The sequence below is a fragment of the Stenotrophomonas sp. GD03819 genome, from assembly GCF_029841665.1.
Lineage (GTDB): Bacteria > Pseudomonadota > Gammaproteobacteria > Xanthomonadales > Xanthomonadaceae > Stenotrophomonas > Stenotrophomonas geniculata.
Window position 1 is genome coordinate 13471 of the sequence record NZ_JAOCEW010000037.1, and the last position, 18844, is coordinate 32314.

Consider the following 18844-nt stretch of genomic DNA (forward strand, 5'->3'; position numbering starts at 1 on the left):
AAACTGCCAATGGAGAGTCTCATGGCCACCATGAACATTTCGCTGACCGACCCGCTCAAGCAGTTCGTGGACGAGGAAGTGCGTGAAGGCGGCTATTCCAGTACGTCGGACTACGTGCGTGACCTGATCCGCCAGCGCCAGCGCAGCAAGGCCGAAGAACTGCTCAAGCAGCTGATTGCCGAGGGGCTGGCTTCTGGGCCTGGCGTCCCGGTGACGGCCGACACATTCGAGCGCATGCGTCGTGAACTGACCGAAAGGATGGAGCGTGAAGGCGATTGAATGGCGACCCAGGGCCGAAGCCGACGCAGCCGATGCCGCGCTGTGGTTCGCACGGCAGGGTGGGCTGATACTGGGTCGGCGCTTTCTCGCCGAGTTGGAGGCCACGCTTCAACGCATCGCGGTATTTCCAGGCTCGGGTTCCATCCGGCACGCCGACCTCGCAGCACAGCTGCCGGTGCCGTTGCGGTTCATGCTGGTTCCGAGCTTCGAACGGTACCTCGTCTATTACCTCGATCTACCGGACCGCGTGGACATCATGCGTGTGTGGTGCGTTGATCGTGGTCTTGACGCACTGATGCAAGACATTTCCTGAAATCCAAACGCGTGGATCCGACGATGACCTTCCTCCCGCAACTCCGTATTCCCGCCACCTACATGCGCGGCGGCACCAGCAAGGGCGTGTTCTTCCGCCTGCAGGACCTGCCCGAGGCCGCGCAGGCGCCGGGCGCCGCACGCGATGCACTGCTGATGCGCGTGATCGGCTCGCCCGATCCGTATGGCAAGCAGACCGATGGCATGGGCGGCGCCACCTCCAGCACCAGCAAGTGCGTGATCATCTCCACCGCCTCGGTGCCGGACCACGACGTGGACTATCTGTACGGCCAGGTCTCGATCGACACCGCCTTCGTCGACTGGAGCGGCAATTGCGGCAACCTCAGCACCGCGGTCGGCCCGTTCGCGATTGCCAATGGCCTGATCGATCCCGCCCGCGTGCCGCGCGATGGCCTGTGCACCGTGCGCATCTGGCAGGCCAACATCGGCAAGACCATCATCGCCCACGTGCCGATGCGCGATGGCGAAGTGCAGGAAATCGGCGATTTCGAACTGGATGGCGTGACCTTCCCGGCCGCCGAGATCCAGCTGGAGTTCATCGATCCGTCCGATGACGGCGATGCGGGCGCGATGTTCCCGACCGGCAACCTGGTCGACACCCTGGACGTGCCGGGCGTGGGCAGTTTCGAGGTGACCATGATCACCGCCGGCATTCCGACCATCTTCCTCAATGCGGCCGACCTGGGCTACACCGGCACCGAACTGCAGCCTGCGATCAACGACGACAAGGGGGCGCTGGAGCGCTTCGAGAAGATCCGCGCCTACGGCGCCTTGCGCATGGGGCTGATCAAGAACCTGGAAGATGCGGCCACGCGCCAGCACACGCCGAAGGTGGCCTTCGTGGCACCGGCGCAGGACTATGTGTCGTCCAGCGGCAAGGCCATCCCGGCCTCGGCCATCGACCTGCACGCGCGTGCGTTGTCGATGGGCAAGCTGCACCACGCGATGATGGGCACTGCCGCCGTGGCGATCGGTACCGCGGCGGCGATTCCGGGCACCCTGGTCAATCGCGCCGCCGGTGGCGGCGAACGTGAGGCGGTGACCTTCGGCCATCCCTCGGGCACGTTGCGCGTGGGTGCGCAGGCTGGTCTCGTTGACGGCCAGTGGACAGTGACCAAGGCCATCATGAGCCGCAGCGCCCGTGTGCTGATGGAAGGCAAGGTGCGGGTGCCAGCCGAATAGTGCTCTGGTAGATGCCAACCTTGGTTGGCATGGTGCACGGGCAACCGTGCACCGCAACGAGGAGATCGACGATGTCCGACAACCACACCCCATCCAACGAGCGTGCAGCGTGGGATGCACTGCTGGTGGATATCGTCGATTACGTGCGCGATGCCCGCATCGACTCACCGCTGGCGTTCCAGACCGCGCATCACTGCCTGCTTGATACGCTGGGCTGCGGCCTGGAAGCGCTGTCCTTCCCGGCCTGCAGCAAACTGCTCGGTCCACTGGTGCCGGGCATCAGCGTGGTCGACGGCGCGCGCGTACCGGGCACGCACTACGTGCTGGACCCGGTGCAGGCCGCCTTCAACATCGGCGCAATGGTGCGCTGGCTCGATTTCAACGACACTTGGCTGGCCGCCGAATGGGGCCATCCATCGGACAACCTGGGCGGCATCCTTGCCGTCCTTGACTGGCTGGGGCGCAACGCGCAGGCCCTGCGTCGTCCGCCGCCGACCGTGCACGACGTGCTGCTTGCGATGATCAAGGCGCACGAGATCCAGGGCGTGCTGGCGCTGCAGAATTCCTTCAACCGCGTCGGGCTGGACCATGTGGTGCTGGTCAAGGTGGCCACCACCGCGGTGGTCTCGCAGCTGCTCGGGTTGGATCGCGAACGCATGCTCAATGCAGTGTCGCTGGCCTGGATAGATGGCCAGGCGCTGCGAACCTACCGGCACGCGCCCAATGCCGGCTCGCGCAAGAGCTGGGCCGCTGGCGATGCGACCAGTCGTGGCGTGCGTCTGGCGCTGATGGCAGCCAGCGGCGAGATGGGCTATCCCAGCGTATTGAGTGCACCGACATGGGGTTTCGAGGCCGTATCCATGCACGGTCAGGCACTGACGCTGGGGCGACCGCTGGGCAGCTATGTGATGGAGAACGTGCTGTTCAAGATCAGCTACCCGGCCGAGTTCCACGGCCAGACCGCAGTGGAGGCGGCGGTCACGCTGCATCAGCAGCTGCGCGCGATGGGGCGGCGGGTCGAGGACATCGCGCATATCGCAATCCGCACCCAGGAAGCCTGCATCCGCATCATTGACAAGCAGGGCCCGCTGCATAACCCGGCCGACCGCGACCACTGCGTGCAGTACATGGTCGCCATCGCGCTGCTGCACGGGCGGCTGGTGGCCGAGGATTACGAGGACGACGTTGCCGCCGATCCGCGCATCGATGCCCTGCGGGCGAAGATGGCCTGCCATGAGGATCCGCAGCTCAGCGCGGATTATCTGGATCCGGACAAGCGCAGCATCGCCAACGGCCTGAGCGTGCGCTTTACCGACGGCAGCGAGCTGCCCGAGGTACTGGTGGAATACCCGCTCGGCCACGCCCGGCGCCGCGAGGAAGGCATTCCGCTGCTGATGGACAAGTTCCGCCGGCACCTGGCCCATCGCTTCCCGACCGCCCAGCAGCAGCGCATCTGGGCCGCTTCACTGGACCCGGTGACGCTGCCGGCGATGCCGGTGACCGACTACGTGGACCTGTACCTGCCAGGGTGAGGCCGCTCTGGTAGATGCCAACCTTGGTTGGCATGGGGGGCGCCAACCAAGGTTGACGGCTACCCGGTCCCGGGCGGGACCGGGTTTCCGACCGCCGGGGCGTCAACACCTTGACGCGGGCTGCCTATAATGGCCACCTCGATCAAGGAGTGACGACATGAGCGGTCCGGCACGGCGGAAGCGGTGGGGATGGGCGGCGGCGGTACTGGCAGGAGGCCTGTTGCTGGGTCTGGCCGGCTGCCGCAACGACAGCGGGCAGCTGCCCAAGGCCAGCGGTGAAGCCATCACCACCAAGGCCGAGCAGGTGAAGGAGTTCACCCTGCTGCGTGCCTACCCGGACCAGAAGAATGACGGCTTGTCGCTGGCGCTGGAGTTCTCGCGCCCGCTGGTCGGCACCCAGGATTTCGACAAACTGGTGCGCTTCGAGGAAAAGGTCGGCACTGACGACAGCAGCTGGACGCTGTCCGATGACGGCCTGACCCTGCGTTACCCGTTCGTCGAGGCCGGCAAGGAGTTCAGCCTGGTGGTTTCGCCGGACCTGCTGGCCGCCGATGGCAGCCGCCTGGGCAAGGAACTGAAGCAGAAGGTGTTCAGCGGCGAGCTGAAGCCGGTGGTCGGCTTCGCTTCGCAGGGCAGCGTGCTGCCGGCCAAGGACAGCCGTGGCCTGCCGGTGGTGTCGGTGAACGTGCCGGAGGTCGACGTCGAGTTCCTGCGTGTGCGCGAGAAGGACCTGCCGACCTTCTTCAGCCAGTACCAGCGCGGAGGCCGCCGTGGCAGCTGGGAGCTGAGCAGCGACTACGAGCGCAGCCCGATCAACAAGCTGGCCGAGCCGGTCTACGTCAACCGCTTCATCCTGGGTGGCAAGCAGAACGAGCGGGTGCTGACCTACCTGCCGACCCAGGACATCAAGGAACTGCAGGAGCCGGGCCTGTACTTCGCCCTGCTCAAGCGCACCGGTGACTACGAGGGCGAGTTCGATACCGCGTTCTTCTCGGTCAGCGACATCGGCCTGCATACCCGCGCCTACAAGGACAAGCTGTTCGTGCACACCGCCGGCCTCAAGGACGGCGCACCGCTGAAGGGCATCGACCTGCGGGTTCTCGATGCCAAGGGCGAGGTGGTGCTGAAGGGCAGCACCGACGGCAATGGCAATGCGCTGCTGAACTACACGCTGGATGCCACCCACGTGCTGGTCGCCAGCACTGGCAAGGACACCAGCTTCCTGCCGTTCAACCAGCCGGCGCTGGACCTGAGCGAATTCGCCGTGGCCGGCCGTGACAATGCCTGGTTCGACGTCTACGCCTGGTCCGGCCGCGACCTGTACCGCCCGGGCGAGACCGTGCGCCTGTCCGCGCTGCTGCGTGACAACGATGGCAAGCCGGTCAAGGCGCAACCGGTGTTCCTGCGCCTGAAGCAGCCCGACGGCAAGACTTTCCGCGAGACTCGCCTGCAGCCGGGTGACCAGGGCTACATCAATTTCGAGCAGGTGATCCCCGCCGAGGCGCCGACCGGGCGCTGGCAGGTCGAGTTCCGCACCGACCCGGCCAGCAAGGAAGCGATCCAGGGCATGACCCTGCGCATCGAGGAGTTCCTGCCCGAGCGCATGAAGCTGGATCTGGACAGCGTGCAGAAGACGCTGAAGCCGGGTGAGGACCTGCGCCTGCAGGCCAACGGTGCCTACCTGTATGGTGCGCCGGCCGATGGCAACCGCTTCACCGCGCGCATGGCAGTGGCGGCCGAGCAGCAGCCGGTGGAGGGCCTGCCGGGCTACTTCTTCGGTGACCCGACCCTGCAGCTGCCGCGCGAAGCCAAGGACGTGATCGACACCACGCTGCCGGCCAACGGCCAGCTGCGCGAGGATGTGGCATTGCCGGAGGAGGCGGCCAAGGCCAAGGCACCGATTGCAGTGGTGCTGTCCGGCAGCCTGTACGAGACCGGCGGCCGTACCGTCACCCGCACCTTGAAGCGGGTGATGTGGCCGGCCAATGCGCTGGTGGGCGTGCGCCCGCTGTTCAACCCCGAAGACGGTGCCGATGCCAACGGCAATGCGCGCTTCGAGCTGATGCGCGTGGATGCAGCGGGCAAGCCGCAGCCGGCCAAGGGCCTGAAGATCACCCTGGTGCGCGAACTGCGCGACTACCACTGGACCTTCAACGACAACCGCTGGGACTACGACTTCACCCGCCGTTTCGAGAACAAGGAAACGCGCACCGTCGATGCCGGCGGCAGCGCGGTGGCCTTTGATTTCCCGGTGGAGTGGGGCGAGTACCGGGTGGACGTGTTCGATCCGTCCACCGGCCTGACCAGCCGCTATCCGTTCCGTGCGGGCTGGAGCTGGGGTGATGACAACCGCGGCCTGGACGCGCGCCCTGACAAGATCAAGCTGGGCCTGGACAAGACCGGCTACAAGGCAGGCGACACGCTCGAGGTGACGGTGACCCCGCCGCACGCCGGCAAGGGCATCCTGATGGTCGAGACCGACCGCATGCTGTACGTGCAGGGCATCGACGCCAAGCCGGGGTCGACCTTCAAGATTCCGGTCACCGCCGACTGGGAACGCCACGACGTGTACATCACCGCGCTGGTGTTCCGTGGCGGCAGTGCGCCGAGCAAGATCACCCCGGCCCGTGCTGTGGGTGTGGTGCACGTTCCGATGGACCGCAAGGGCCGCACCGTGGCGGTTGGACTGGCTGCGCCCAAGCAGATGCGGCCGGAGCAGGACCTGCCGGTGACGGTCAGTGCACCGCAGCTGGCGGGCAAGATGGCGCACGTCACCGTCTCGGCGGTGGATGTAGGCATCCTCAACATCACCCGCTTCCCGGTGCCCGACGCCGGCGCGCACTTCTTCGCCCAGCGTCGCCTCGGCATCGATGCCTACGACATCTACAGCCGGGTGATCGAGAGCTTCGATGGCGGCAGCGGCAAGCTGAAGTTTGGTGGCGACATGGCGCTGCAGGCGCTGCCGCAGGCCAAGCGCCCGACCGCACGCGTGCAGACCGTGGACCTGTTCTCCGGCCCGGTGCAGCTGGATGCCAAGGGCATCGCCCGCATCCGCCTGAAGGTGCCGGACTTCAACGGCACCCTGCGCGTATCGGCGCTGGTCTACAGCGATGACCAGTACGGCAAGCGCGATGTGGAGACCGTGGTGCGCGCGCCGATCCTGGCCGAAGCCAGCATGCCGCGCGTCCTGGCCCCGGGCGACCGCAGCACCGTGACCCTGGACGTGCAGAACTTCACCGGCAAGCCGGGGCAGTTCAATGTGAAGGTGGAAAGCGAGGGCCCGTTGAACCTGGGTGAGGGCAGCCGCAGCGTGCAGTTGAATGCCGATGCCAAGACCACGCTGAGTTTCCCGCTGTCCGCGCGTGAGGGCCACAGCGTAGCCAAGGTGCGGGTGCGGGTGGACGGCAACGGATTCAAGGCCGACCGCCGCTACGAGCTGCCGGTGCGTGCGGCGTGGCCGCAGGTGCTGCGCTCGCAGGTACGCACGCTGGATCCCCTGGCCGCGGTCAGCCTCGACAACAGCCTGACCGACGGCCTGATGGCCGAGTCGGTGAACGCGCGCCTGCTGGTCAGCCCGCTGCCGCCAATCCCGTTCGCCAGTGCCCTGCAGGGTGCGTTGAACTACCCATACGGCTGCGCCGAGCAGACCACCAGCAAGGGCTACGCCGCACTGATCCTGGACCAGGCGACGTCGTCGATGCTCGGTGCTGACGGGTTGGATGCCAAGACCCGCCGCGAGCGCATGGAAGGCGCGTTCGGTCGCCTGGCGTCGATGCAGGTGGCCAACGGCAACTTCTCGATGTGGGGTGACGACGGCTACGTGAACCCGTGGCTGACCCCGTACATCACCGAGTTCCTGCTCGATGCCAAGGACGCCGGCTTCGCGGTGCCCGACAACGTACTGCAGAAGGCACTCAACCGCCTCAGTGAGGACCTGCTGTCCGGTGGCAATCAGTTCTACGGCCAGGATGACCGCGAGAAGCTGAAGTTCGCCAACCAGGCGTATTCGGGCTATGTGCTGGCCCGGGTCAACCGGGCGCCGCTGGGTACCCTGCGCACGCTGTACGACAACGAGCGCAGCAAGGCGGTCGGTGGCCTGTCGCTGGTCCACCTGGGCGTGGCGCTGTCGCTGCAGGGTGATGCCAAGCGTGGCCAGGCGGCACTGGCGGCGGCGTTCGCCAAGTCCAGCAGCGAGCGCCCGTCGTACTTCGGCGACTACGGCAGCGCGATCCGCGATGACGCACTGATGATCGCGCTGACGCACGAAAACAAGCTGGCCAAGCCCGCCTGGGACGCGCGTGCGGTCGATCTCGGCCGTGGCCTGGATGCGCGCCGAAATGCCGGCTGGATGTGGCTGAGCACGCAGGAACAGGTGGCGATTGCCCGCCTCGGCAAGGCGCTGGCTGCCAATCAGAAGGCGCTGGTGGCCGGTGAGCTGGTGATCGGTGGCAGCACCGAGGCGATCAGTGAGCGCAAGCTGTTCGGCCGCAACTTCACCGGCAGCGAACTGGCCAGCGGCGTACGCTTCACCCCGCAGGGCCAGCCGCCGATGTTCGCCAGCATCGACGTGGCCGGCATCCCGCGCAGCGCGCCGGCACCGGACAACAGCGTGCTGGGTGTTGAACGCAGCTACTTCGGCACCGATGGCAAGCCGTGGACGCCGCGGCCGCTGAAGGAAGGCGAAGCGCTGATCGTGCGCGTCACCGTCACTGCCGATACCACCATGCCGGATGCACTGCTGACCGACCTGTTGCCGGCCGGCCTGGAGATCGAGAACTTCAACCTGGGCGACGCCAAGCAGTGGGCCGATGTGGTCGTGGACGGCATCACCATCAGCGATCGTGGTGAAGCCGCCGATACCAAGCACGAGGAGTTCCGCGACGACCGTTACGTGGCTGCGCTGAAGCTGTCGCGTGGCAGCAAGGCCAACGTGTTCTACCTGGTACGCGCGGTGACCCCGGGAACCTACTCGGTGCCGCCGCCGCTGGTGGAGGACATGTACCGGCCGCAGCTGCGCGGCGTCGGCCGCAGCAACCCGACCACGATCACGGTGGTACAGCCGTGACCGCGCGGACGGGCCGCGACGGCGCGGCCCGTCCTGATGGCAATTCGCAATGAATGACGCAATGAAGACCCGGCTGGCAGCCCTGCGCCGCCGGCTGCGGCCGCTGTGGCCGTGGTTGCGCTGGGGCACGGCCGCCTCGCTGGCGCTGCTGCTGGTGCTGGACTTCGCTTTCCCGCCGCCGCTGCCGAAGCAGCGTGATACCAGCACCCTGGTGGTGGCCGCCGACGGCACGCCGCTGCGTGCCTTTGCCGATGCCGAGGGCGTGTGGCGCTATCCGGCTTCGATCGACAGCGTCTCGCCGCTGTACCTGCAGGCGTTGCTGACCTACGAAGACCGCTGGTTCTGGCGCCATCCTGGCATCAACCCGCTGGCGATCCTGCGTGCCAGCGGCCAGTTGCTGCGCGGCGGCCGCATCGTGTCCGGTGGCTCGACCCTGACCATGCAGGTTGCCCGCATCCTCGACCCGCATACGCGCACGCCCTGGGGAAAGCTCAAGCAGATGCTGCGCGCGGTGCAGCTGGAAGTGCATCTGAGCAAGCAGCAGATCCTGGCCCTGTATCTGGAGCGCGCGCCTTACGGCGGCACCATCGAGGGCGTGGAAGCGGCCAGCTGGGCCTACCTGGGCAAGCCGGCGGCGCAGCTGTCGCATGCCGAGGCCGCGTTGCTGGCGGTGCTGCCGCAGGCGCCAAGCCGGCTGCGCCCGGACCGCCATCCGGAAGCGGCGCAGAAGGCGCGCGACAAGGTGCTGTCACGCATGGCCGAACTGGGTGCGTGGACGCCGGAGGAAGTGGAGGACGCGCGCATCGAGAACGTGGTGGCGCGCTCGCTGCGGCCGCCGCTGCATGCGGCACTGCTGGCGCAGCGGCTGCATTCAGCGCAGCCGGGCAAAGCGCGCATCCAGAGCAGCATTGATATCGGCCTGCAGCGCACGCTGGAAGAACGCCTGGCCAGCTACTTCTCGACGCTGCCCGAACGCACCTCGGCCGCCCTGCTGGTGGTCGACAACCAGACCCTGCAGGCACGTGCCTATGTGGGCACGCTGGCGTTCGGTGACCGCCAGCGGCTGGGGCACGTGGACATGGTGCAGGCCTGGCGCTCGCCGGGGTCCACGCTCAAGCCGTTCCTGTATGCGATGGCACTGGATGACGGCCTGATCCATTCGGAAAGCCTGCTGGTGGATGCGCCGCAGAGTTTCGGCAGCTACCGCCCCGGCAACTTCGACATGGCCTTCAACGGACCGATCGGCGCTTCCAGTGCATTGCGCCTGTCGCTCAACGTACCCTCGGTGGATCTGCTGCAACGGGTCGGTGCTGCGCGTTTCGCCGCTCGCCTGTCGCACTCCGGCATCCAGCTGCGTTTCCCGCCGGGCAGCACGCCTAATCTGTCGCTGATCCTGGGCGGCACCGGCGCGCGGTTGGAGGACCTGGTCGGCGCGTTCGCCGCGCTCAACCGCAATGGCATCGCCGGGCGCGTGCGTTACACCGACGATGAGCCAATGATCGAGCGGCGCCTCGCTTCGCCCGGCGCAAGCTGGATCGTCCGCGAGATGCTGGAATCGAATCCGCGCCCGGGCTATGGCGTCGGGACGTTCGATGTCGGTGGCCGCCCGCGTGTGGCGTGGAAGACCGGCACCAGTTACGGGTACCGCGATGCGTGGGCCATCGGCAGTACCCGTCACTACACAGTGGGCGTGTGGGTGGGGCGACCAGACGGCACGCCGTTGCCGGGCCAGTATGGTGCGGTTACCGCACTGCCGCTGATGTTCGAAGTGGTGGACAGCCTGCCGCGCCAGCGTGGCGATTCCGCTGCTGCGCCAATGCCGGCCAGTGTCAGCCAGGAAGACATCTGCTGGCCGACCGGCGAACGTGCCGAGGGACTGCCAGCTGCGCTCTGCCAGCGCAGGATGCAGGCCTACCTGCTGGACGGTGCAGCACCACCGACCTTCCCCGAGCGCGAGGCGCGGCGCTGGCAGCCGGGGCGGCAGCGTTACCTGGCCGATGCGCGGACCGGTCTGCGTGTCTCCGCTGATTGCCGTTTGCCGCATGAGGAAGTCGCGCGTGAGATCGCTCGCTGGCCGGCGCTGTTGTCGCCGTGGTTGTCCAAGGCCACGCGCGAGGCCTCGCAATTGCCAGCGCTATCCCCTGACTGCCGCGACGATGGGCGTGAGGCCAGTGTCGCGTTGCACATCGATGGCCTCAATGATGGCGCAGCACTGGCGCGTGCACCCAACGCCGAACATGGCGTACGCCTGCAGCTGCGCGCGCTGGGCAGCGAGCAGGCGGTGGACTGGTTGCTGGATGGACGCTGGATTGCGCAGACCCACGGCGCGCAGTTGATGCAGCGCGAGTTCGCCGATCCGGGAGCACACACCCTGACCGCGCTGGCGGCAGATGGCGCGTGGACCCAGGTACGGTTCAACGTGCTGCGGTAGGTGCCGACCTTGGTCGCCGCTTTCCGTATATTTGCAACGCTGTTGTAGAGCCGAGCCCATGCTCGGCTGCTCTTGCGACGTGCGTGGTGCAGTCAGCCGAGCATGGGCTCGGCTCTACAACGCGGCAGATGGCAGCGAGCGTGTGGCGCAACCGCTATTCCCCGATCCACCCATCCAGCAGGTCGGCAAACTCGTCGGCGTGTTCCTCTTCCTGCGCCAGGATCTCTTCGAGGATGCGCTTGGTGGTGGTGTCGCGGTCGCCGATGAAGTTGATCATTTCACGGTAGCTGTCGATGGCAATGCGTTCGGCCACCAGGTTCTCGCGGACCATGTCGCGCAGGTCGCTGCCTTCCTTGTACTCGGCGTGCGAGCGTGCGGTCAGCGTATCGGGGTTGAGGTCGGGCTCGCCGCCAAGCTGGACGATGCGCTCAGCCAGCTTGCCGGCGTGCGCTTGTTCCTGCTGCGCATGCTCGAGGAACTCGGCCTTGACCGCGTCGGCCAGCATGCCCTTGGCCATGAAAAAGTGCCGGTAGTAGCGCAGCACGCACACGTACTCGGTGGCCAACGCGTCGTTGAGCAGCTTGATCACTGCCTCGCGGTCGGCATTGTAGCTGTCGGTGATCGCACCATCTTCGATGTTGCGCCGGGCGCGTTCGCGCAGGGTCTTGCGGTCGCTGATGCCGGGAACCTTTGCGGCAGGCTTTGTGGCTTTGGCTGGCTTGCTGGACATGGCTGGCCGTTTCCTCTTGCGGTGGAAGATCAGGTGGGCAGGTGCTCCAGCACGTACTCGGCTGAAGAGACTTCGAACTGGCCCGGCTGTTCGACCCAGACCGCACGCACCACGCCATCGACCACGTACAGGGCGAAACGGCGCGAGCGGATGCCCATGCCGGAGGCGCTGGCATCGAGCTCCAGGCCGAGCGCGCGAGTCAGTTCGGCGTTGCCGTCGGACAGCATCAGCAGGCCGTCGGGCACGTTTTGGTCGGCGGCCCAGGCCTTCATCACGAACGGGTCGTTGACGGCCATGCAGTAGACGTCGATGCCGCGCTGGCGGAAGTCTTGGAATTTTTCGACGTAGCCGGGCAGGTGGCGCGCCGAGCAGGTCGGGGTGAACGCGCCGGGCACGGCGAACAGCACCACCTTGCGCGCATCGAACAGCGAATGCGTATCGAGTGTTTCGATGCCCTCGCGGATGCGCTTGAGGGTCACTTCCGGAATGCGGTCGCCGACATGGATGGTCATGGGGAACTCCTTGCTGGGGCAGGCTAGTGGGCCGGATGGGACAGGGGCGTCAAGACATTGGAAAACCTGCGTGCAGGCCCCATCTTCGGGCTTTGCGGCAGGGGCTTCCAGCCACAGCGTGGGGCATGGGGATGGCAGCCGCATTGCGCAGGATCAGTCGGCCTCACCGGCGCCGCACGAGGCCCGGCGTAGCATCGCCGGCGCGTAGAATGAACCCGGGGCGGCGCCACCGGCGCGGCCGAAGCGAATCGAGGTAGCTGGATGGAATTCAAGGATTACTACGCCACCCTGGGGGTGGAACCGAGCGCGGGCGAGGCGGAGATCAAGACCGCCTACCGCCGGCTGGCACGCAAGTACCACCCGGACGTCAGCAAGGAGGCCGGGGCCGAAGACAAGTTCAAGGCGGTCAACGAGGCCTATGAGGCGCTGCGCGACCCGGAGAAGCGCGCGGCCTACGACCAGCTGCGCGCGCAGGGCTATCGCCCGGGCGAGGAGTTCAACGTGCCGCCGAACTACGGCGGCGCCGGGGGGTTCAATTTCGAGGAAGTGTTCGGCGGCGGCGGCCCCAACGGCGGCTTCAGCGACTTCTTCGAAAGCCTGTTCGCGCGCCAGCGTGGCGGTGGCGGCGCTGGTCCGGGGCCGGGCTTCAGCAGCCAGGGCCATGCGCCCAATCGCGATACCCGCGCCAAGCTGTCGGTACCGCTGGAGGCGGCCTACAACGGTGACAGCCTGCGCATCACCGTCAACGGCAAGCAGCTGGACGTGCGCGTGCCCAAGGGCATCCGCCCGGGCCAGGTGATCCGCCTGGCAGGGCAGGGCAACCATGGCGGCAACCTGCTGCTGGAAGTGGAATACGCCGCGCACCCGCAGTTCGAGGTCGATGGCCGCAACATCCTCTATACGCTGCCGGTCACACCGTGGCAGGCCGCGTTGGGGACCAGCATCAGCGTGCCGACCCTGGGCGGTGCGGTGGAGCTGAAGATTCCGGCCGATTCCGATGCCGGGCGCAAGCTGCGCCTGCGTGGCCGTGGCCTTCCCGGCAGCCCGGACGGCGACCAGATCGTCGAAATCGAGATCGTGGCCCCGGCTGCGACCGACGAGGCGCAGAAGAAGGCCTATCGGAACCTGGCCAAGGCGTTTGGCGAAACGATCTGAGATCGATTCTGGTGGGTGTGGACCTCGGTCCACACGCCTTTCGGCCGTTCAAGGCGTGCCAACCAAGGTTGGCACCCACCGGAATGTTTCAGCCCTGCCCGGCGAACACCCGTTCCAGCACCTCGGACAGTTCATCTTCCGAGAACGGCTTGGTGATGTAGGCCTTGGCGCCCTGGCGCATGCCCCACATGCGGTCGGTGTCCTGGTCCTTGGTGGTCACCAGGATCACCGGAATGTGCCGGGTCGCCTCGTCGCGGGCGAGGGTGCGGGTGGCCTGGAAGCCATTGAGGTTGGGCATCACCACGTCCATCAGGACCAGGTCGGGCAGCTCGGCCTTGGCGGTTTCGACCCCGGCGGCGCCATCGGTGGCGGTCAGGATCTGGTGCCCGAGCTTCTCGACGATGCGCTGTATCCCCAACAGCTGCGACGGTGAGTCGTCGACGATCAGAATGCGTGCCATGTTGTTCCCCATGTAATGCCCGCAGTGTAGTGCGGGCACATTACCGGCGGGAGGGGCGCGTCTGCCGTCCGTCGCCTGCCTGCGACGTTCAGTCGATCCGCACCACCGTGCGCCCCAGCGAGCCGCCGGCCAGCATCCGCTGGAACACGGCGGGCAGGCCATCCAGGCCGACTTCGGCAGTGCAGATGCGGTCCAGGTGCTGCGGCTTCCAGTCACTGCCCAGTCGCGACCACACCTCTTCGCGCAGCCCGCGCGGCGCATTGGCCGAGGACACCCCCAGCAGCGAGACACCGCGCAGGATGAACGGCATCACGGTCATGTCCAGCGTCGGGCTGGCGGCCAGACCGGCGCTGACCACGCTGCCGTAGGGCACGGTCTGCGCCAGCAGGCTGGCCAGCATGTCGCCTCCGGCATTGTCGAGGCCACCGCCGAAGCGCGCCGACTGCAGCGGGCCGGTATCGGCCAGCGCGTTGCGTGGCAGTACCTCGGTGGCGCCGATGCTGCGCAGGAAATCGGCCTGGTCCTGCTTGCCGCTGACCGCGTGCACGCTGTAGCCGGCACGGCTGAAGATCGACAGCGCCAGCGCACCGACGCCGCCGCTGGCACCGGTGACTGCCAGCGGGCCGAGTTCCGGGGTCTGCCGGTTGTCCTGCATGCGCAGCAGGGCCAGCGCCGCAGTGAAGCCGGCGGTGCCCAGCACCATCGCCTCGCGCGGGGTCAGCCCGGCCGGCTGGGCGATCACCGCGCGCGATTCCAGCCGCACGTACTGGCTGTAGCCGCCATCACGGGTCTCGCTGAGGCCGCAGCCGGTGGCCAGCACCGCATCGCCTTCACGCCAGTCCGGGTCGGAGCTGGCGACCACGGTACCGGCCACGTCGATGCCGCCCACGAGCGGGAAGCGGCGCAGGATTTTCCCCTTGCCGGTACCGGCAAGGGCATCCTTGTAGTTGACCGAGGACCAGTGGGCGCGGATCAGCACCTGTCCGGGGTTGAGGTCGTCGATCCGGAGCTGGGCAAGGCCGCTGCGGTAGCCGGCGTCGTCGTTTTCGATGCGGAAGGCGGTGAACGGGGTGGTGGGGGCCATCGGCGTTGCCTGACTTCGAGGAAAACGCCACCTTACCCCGTTGCCCCCCTTTCGATCCTGCCGATCCGCCCCATCTTGTATGATCGGTGATGGTTTCACGGCTGGCGGTGCGGGAAGGGCCCGCGCCGCAGCCCAAATCTTGATGGAGCGTGCATGGCCTGGAATACACCCGGCGGCAACAAGGGCGGACAAGGCCCCGAGGACAATCGACGCGGGCCCTTCGGGTCGCGCGGCGGTGGCAATGGTGGTGGCTGGGGCGGACTGCCCGGGCCGCTGAAGGACCTGTTCGACGGTGGCATCGTGCGTTGGGTGGTGGCAGCCGTGGTGTTGCTGGTGCTGTTCTCCAGCTTCCAGCTGATCGGCGAACAGCAGCGTGGCGTGGTGCTGCGCTTCGGCCAGTTCTCGCGCATCCTGCAGCCCGGCCCGAACTTCAAGCTGCCGTGGCCGATCGAATCGGTCACCAAGGTCAATGCCACCGAGATCAAGACCTTCTCGATCCAGGTGCCGGTGCTGACCCGCGACGAGAACATCGTCAACGTCTCGCTGAATGTCCAGTACCGCATCGACGACCCGCAGCAGTACCTGTTCGGCACGGTCGATGCCAACCAGGTGCTGGAGCAGTCGGCGCAGAGCGCGGTGCGCGAAGAAGTGGGCCGCGCTGATCTCAACGCCGTGCTGAACAACCGTGGCCCGCTGGCCGTGGCTGCCGAAGAGCGCCTGCAGGCGCTGCTGAAGGCGTTCAAGACCGGCCTGACCGTGACCGGCCTGACCCTGCAGGACGCCCGTCCGCCAGAAGAGGTCAAGCCGGCCTTCGACGAGGTCAATGGCGCCCAGCAGGTCAAGGAACGCCTGATCAACGAAGCCCAGGCCTACGCCGCCAAGGTCGTGCCGGAAGCCCGAGGCCAGGCCTCGCGCGCCCGTACCACTGCCGAAGGCTACAAGCAGGCCGTGGTGTCCAAGGCCGAGGGTGACGCGCAGCGCTTCAGCCTGTTGCAGGCCCAGTACAAGGACGCCCCGGAAGTGACCCGCAAGCGCCTGTGGCTGGAGACCGTGCAGCAGGTGCTGAGCGAGAACCGCAAGGTGATCGGTGGTGATGGCCGCCAGCTGATCTACGTGCCGATGACCGGCGATACCCGTCCCACCACCCCGGCTCCGCCGGGAGTGACGAACCCGGAGGTGGTGATGCCGTCGCTGCCGGGTGCAGCGGCGGAAGCTTCCCGTGATCCGGGCCGGCCGGTGGGCCGCCCGACCGGGCGACCGAGCGGCCGTGAGGAGGGCAGCCGATGAAGAGTCCTATCTGGATCGCCGTGATCGTGGCGGTGGTGCTGGGCCTGCTCGGCTCGGTGTACGTGGTCCGTGAGGACCAGACCGCCATGGTCCTGAACCTGGGCAAGGTGGTGCGTTCGGACATCAAGCCGGGCCTGCACTTCAAGGTGCCGGTGGTGGAAACGGTGAAGGTCTTCGACCGCCGCTTCCAGGTGCTCGACACCGCGCCGGCGCGTTACTTCACCGCCGAGCAGAAGGACGTCAGCGTCGACTTCTTCGCCATCGGCTACATCTCCAACGTGGGGGACTACTTCCGTGCCACCGGCGGCGATCCGCGGATCGCCAATGCCCGCCTGGCACCGATCATCACCGACTCGCTGCGCAACCAGATCAACTCGCGCACCCTGCAGCAGCTGGTCTCCGGCGACCGCAGCGAGCTGATCGCCGAGCAGCTGAAGGGAATCAACGAAGCCGTGGCCGGCCTCGGCATGCAGATGATCGACCTGCGCATCAAGCAGGTGGACCTGCCCACCGACAGCCAGGTGATCAATGACGTGTACGAGCGCATGCGCGCCCAGCGCAAGCAGGAAGCCGCCAAGCTGCGCGCCGAGGGCGAGGAGCAGTCGCTGACCATCCGTGCCCAGGCCGACCGTGACAGCACCGTGCTGATCGCCGAGGCCGAGCGTGATGCCCAGCGCCTGCGTGGTGAAGGCGATGCCGATGCCGCCCGTATCTACGGCAAGGCCGGCTCGGCCGATCCCTCGTTCTACGCGTTCTACCGCAGCCTGGAGGCCTACCGTGGCTCCATGACCGACGGCAACGGCGTGATCGTGCTGGACAAGAACGACCCGTTCCTGCAGTACCTGAAGAACGACCGCTGAGGTCGCAGGGCACTACCCCACGGGGCCCGGCCAGACGCCGGGCCCCGTGCTTTTTCCGGAGTCCCCCATGAAAGATCTGTTCGCCGCCGTCTGCCTGGTCGCGGTGCTGGAAGGCCTGTTCCTGTTCGTCGCCCCGTTCGCCTGGAAGCGCATGGCCGAGCGCCTGCTGGACCTGCCCAGCCCGGCCCTGCGCAGCTTCGGCGGGCTGGTGCTGCTGGCCGGGCTGAGCCTGCTGTGGTGGGTGCGGCACTGAAGGCCCGGCACGGCCGCCTGCGTTCACATGCGTGGCCCTGCTCTGGTAGAGGCCAACCTTGGCTGGCATTGCCGGCCAGCGGCCGGCACGACCGGGCGGGGCGGCTGACCGGCCGGTGAAGCCGTCCGTCGGAAAGGTGGCACCCGACCCCGGAAACCCGGATAATGCACAAAAGCCGGACGGGCCTCCCCGTTCGGCTTTTTCCGTGTCTGGGCCTTCCATCGCCGGCTGCTCCCCGTTTGGAGCCGCCCTCCAGGTGCTGGCCAGCCCCGCCACGGTTTACCCGTCCGCGGCCCCGATGGCCGCAACATATGAGGAGCCCGTCATGGGTCAGTCTGTCGTAGTGCTTGGTGCCCAGTGGGGCGATGAAGGCAAGGGCAAGATCGTCGATCTGCTCACTGAGGAAATCGGCGCCGTCGTGCGCTTCCAGGGCGGCCACAATGCCGGCCACACCCTGGTCATCAACGGCAAGAAGACCGTCCTGCACCTGATCCCGTCGGGCATCCTGCGTGACGACGCGCTGTGCCTGATCGGCAACGGCGTGGTGATCTCGCCGGCCGCGTTGCAGAAGGAAATCGCCGAGCTGGAATCCTCCGGCGTGGAAGTGCGTTCGCGCCTGAAGATCTCCCCGGCCGCGCCGCTGATCATGCCGTACCACATCGCCCTGGACCAGGCGCGCGAGCGCGCTGCCGGTGGCAAGGCGATCGGTACCACCGGCCGTGGCATCGGCCCGGCCTACGAAGACAAGGTGGCGCGTCGCGGCATCCGCATCGCCGACCTGCACTACCCGAAGCAGCTGGAAGAACTCCTGCGCACTGCGCTGGATTACCACAACTTCGTGCTGACCAAGTATCTGAACACCGATGCGGTCGATTTCCAGAAGACCTTCGACGAAGCGCTGGCCTTCGGCGAGTACGTGCAGCCGATGAAGTCCGACGTGGCCGGGATCCTGCACGACCTGCGCAAGCAGGGTAAGCGCGTGCTGTTCGAAGGCGCGCAGGGTGCGCTGCTGGACATCGACCACGGCACCTACCCGTACGTCACCAGCTCCAACACCACCGTCGGTGGTGCGCTGGCCGGTTCTGGCGTCGGCGCCGATTCGATCGACTACGTGCTGGGTATCGCCAAGGCCTACGCCACCCGCGTCGGCGGCGGCCCGTTCCCGACCGAACTGGACGACGAAGTCGGCCAGGGCATCCGTGACCGCGGTGCCGAGTACGGTGCCTCGACCGGTCGCCCGCGTCGCTGCGGCTGGATGGACATCGTCGCGCTGAAGCGTGCCGTGGCCATCAACGGCATCAGCGGCCTGTGCATCACCAAGCTGGACGTGCTCGATGGCATGGAAAAGCTGAAGGTCTGCATCGCCTACGAATACAACGGCAAGCGCACCGAGTACGCCCCGCTGGACGCACAGGGCTGGGAAGACTGCACCCCGGTGTACCTGGAGTTCCCGGGCTGGAGCGAGAACACCCACGGCATCACCCACTGGGACGACCTGCCGCCGGCCGCACGTGCCTACCTGCGTTCGCTGGAAGAGCTGGCGGGTTGCCCGATCAGCATCGTCTCCACCGGCCCGGACCGCGACCACACCATGGTCCTGCAGGATCCGTTCGCCTGAGTGCGTGACTGGTAGCGCTGGGCCATGCCTGGCGTCGCAGAAGGAAGAAGCCCCGCGAACGCG

The 18844-nt window shown here is 67.1% G+C and carries 15 protein-coding genes; 11 read left to right on the forward strand and 4 right to left on the reverse strand.

Annotated elements, in window-relative coordinates:
• Window positions 1–21: 21 nt before the first annotated feature.
• From N5D45_RS18580 to pbpC, 6 genes are all read left to right on the forward strand, one after another.
• Window positions 22–279, forward strand: a complete 258-nt coding sequence (locus tag N5D45_RS18580; RefSeq protein WP_019338677.1) for a type II toxin-antitoxin system ParD family antitoxin — start codon at window positions 22–24, stop codon at window positions 277–279.
• Window positions 266–592, forward strand: a complete 327-nt coding sequence (locus N5D45_RS18585; protein WP_279939452.1) for a type II toxin-antitoxin system RelE/ParE family toxin — start codon at window positions 266–268, stop codon at window positions 590–592. Before N5D45_RS18580 ends, N5D45_RS18585 begins: the two co-directional genes overlap by 14 nt.
• A 23-nt stretch (window positions 593–615) precedes the next feature.
• Complete coding sequence (gene prpF, locus N5D45_RS18590; RefSeq protein WP_279939453.1) at window positions 616–1794, forward strand: 2-methylaconitate cis-trans isomerase PrpF; 1179 nt, start codon at window positions 616–618, stop codon at window positions 1792–1794.
• A 71-nt stretch (window positions 1795–1865) separates the two neighbouring features.
• Complete coding sequence (locus N5D45_RS18595) at window positions 1866–3326, forward strand: bifunctional 2-methylcitrate dehydratase/aconitate hydratase (RefSeq protein WP_279939454.1); 1461 nt, start codon at window positions 1866–1868, stop codon at window positions 3324–3326.
• A 157-nt stretch (window positions 3327–3483) separates the two neighbouring features.
• Window positions 3484–8391, forward strand: coding sequence for an alpha-2-macroglobulin (locus tag N5D45_RS18600; RefSeq protein ID WP_279939455.1), 4908 nt, complete (start codon window positions 3484–3486; stop codon window positions 8389–8391).
• Window positions 8392–8440: 49 nt separating this feature from the next.
• On the forward strand, window positions 8441–10822 hold the full coding sequence (gene pbpC, locus N5D45_RS18605; protein WP_279939456.1) for a penicillin-binding protein 1C: 2382 nt from the start codon (window positions 8441–8443) through the stop codon (window positions 10820–10822).
• Between the two features lie 154 nt (window positions 10823–10976).
• Here pbpC and N5D45_RS18610 read toward each other — a convergent pair whose 3' ends face one another.
• Complete coding sequence (locus tag N5D45_RS18610) at window positions 10977–11552, reverse strand: ferritin-like domain-containing protein (protein ID WP_043399090.1); 576 nt, start codon at window positions 11550–11552, stop codon at window positions 10977–10979.
• 29 nt (window positions 11553–11581) lie between these two features.
• A complete protein-coding gene (locus N5D45_RS18615; protein ID WP_019338671.1) occupies window positions 11582–12064 on the reverse strand; it encodes a peroxiredoxin in 483 nt (160 codons plus the stop codon).
• 261 nt (window positions 12065–12325) lie between these two features.
• Between N5D45_RS18615 and N5D45_RS18620 the strand changes: the two genes are divergently transcribed.
• The gene (locus N5D45_RS18620; RefSeq protein WP_010482782.1) at window positions 12326–13219 is read left to right on the forward strand and encodes a DnaJ C-terminal domain-containing protein; all 894 of its coding nucleotides are present in this window, start codon (window positions 12326–12328) and stop codon (window positions 13217–13219) included.
• A gap of 88 nt (window positions 13220–13307) precedes the next feature.
• On the opposite strand, the gene pilH is transcribed toward N5D45_RS18620, so the two are convergent.
• A complete protein-coding gene (gene pilH / locus N5D45_RS18625) occupies window positions 13308–13679 on the reverse strand; it encodes a twitching motility response regulator PilH (RefSeq protein ID WP_005410644.1) in 372 nt (123 codons plus the stop codon).
• An 88-nt stretch (window positions 13680–13767) separates the two neighbouring features.
• The gene (locus N5D45_RS18630; protein WP_010482783.1) at window positions 13768–14763 is read right to left on the reverse strand and encodes a YhdH/YhfP family quinone oxidoreductase; all 996 of its coding nucleotides are present in this window, start codon (window positions 14761–14763) and stop codon (window positions 13768–13770) included.
• Between the two features lie 153 nt (window positions 14764–14916).
• On the opposite strand from N5D45_RS18630, the gene hflK reads away from it, so the two are divergent.
• The 4 genes from hflK to N5D45_RS18650 all read left to right on the forward strand — a co-directional run bounded on the left by hflK (window position 14917) and on the right by N5D45_RS18650 (window position 18781).
• Window positions 14917–16050, forward strand: coding sequence for an FtsH protease activity modulator HflK (gene hflK / locus N5D45_RS18635; protein WP_010482784.1), 1134 nt, complete (start codon window positions 14917–14919; stop codon window positions 16048–16050).
• A complete protein-coding gene (locus N5D45_RS18640; RefSeq protein ID WP_010482785.1) occupies window positions 16047–16910 on the forward strand; it encodes a protease modulator HflC in 864 nt (287 codons plus the stop codon). Before hflK ends, N5D45_RS18640 begins: the two co-directional genes overlap by 4 nt.
• A 67-nt stretch (window positions 16911–16977) precedes the next feature.
• On the forward strand, window positions 16978–17163 hold the full coding sequence (locus N5D45_RS18645) for a DUF2065 family protein (protein ID WP_005414170.1): 186 nt from the start codon (window positions 16978–16980) through the stop codon (window positions 17161–17163).
• A 325-nt stretch (window positions 17164–17488) separates the two neighbouring features.
• Window positions 17489–18781, forward strand: coding sequence for an adenylosuccinate synthase (locus tag N5D45_RS18650; RefSeq protein ID WP_010482787.1), 1293 nt, complete (start codon window positions 17489–17491; stop codon window positions 18779–18781).
• Window positions 18782–18844 lie beyond the last annotated feature (63 nt).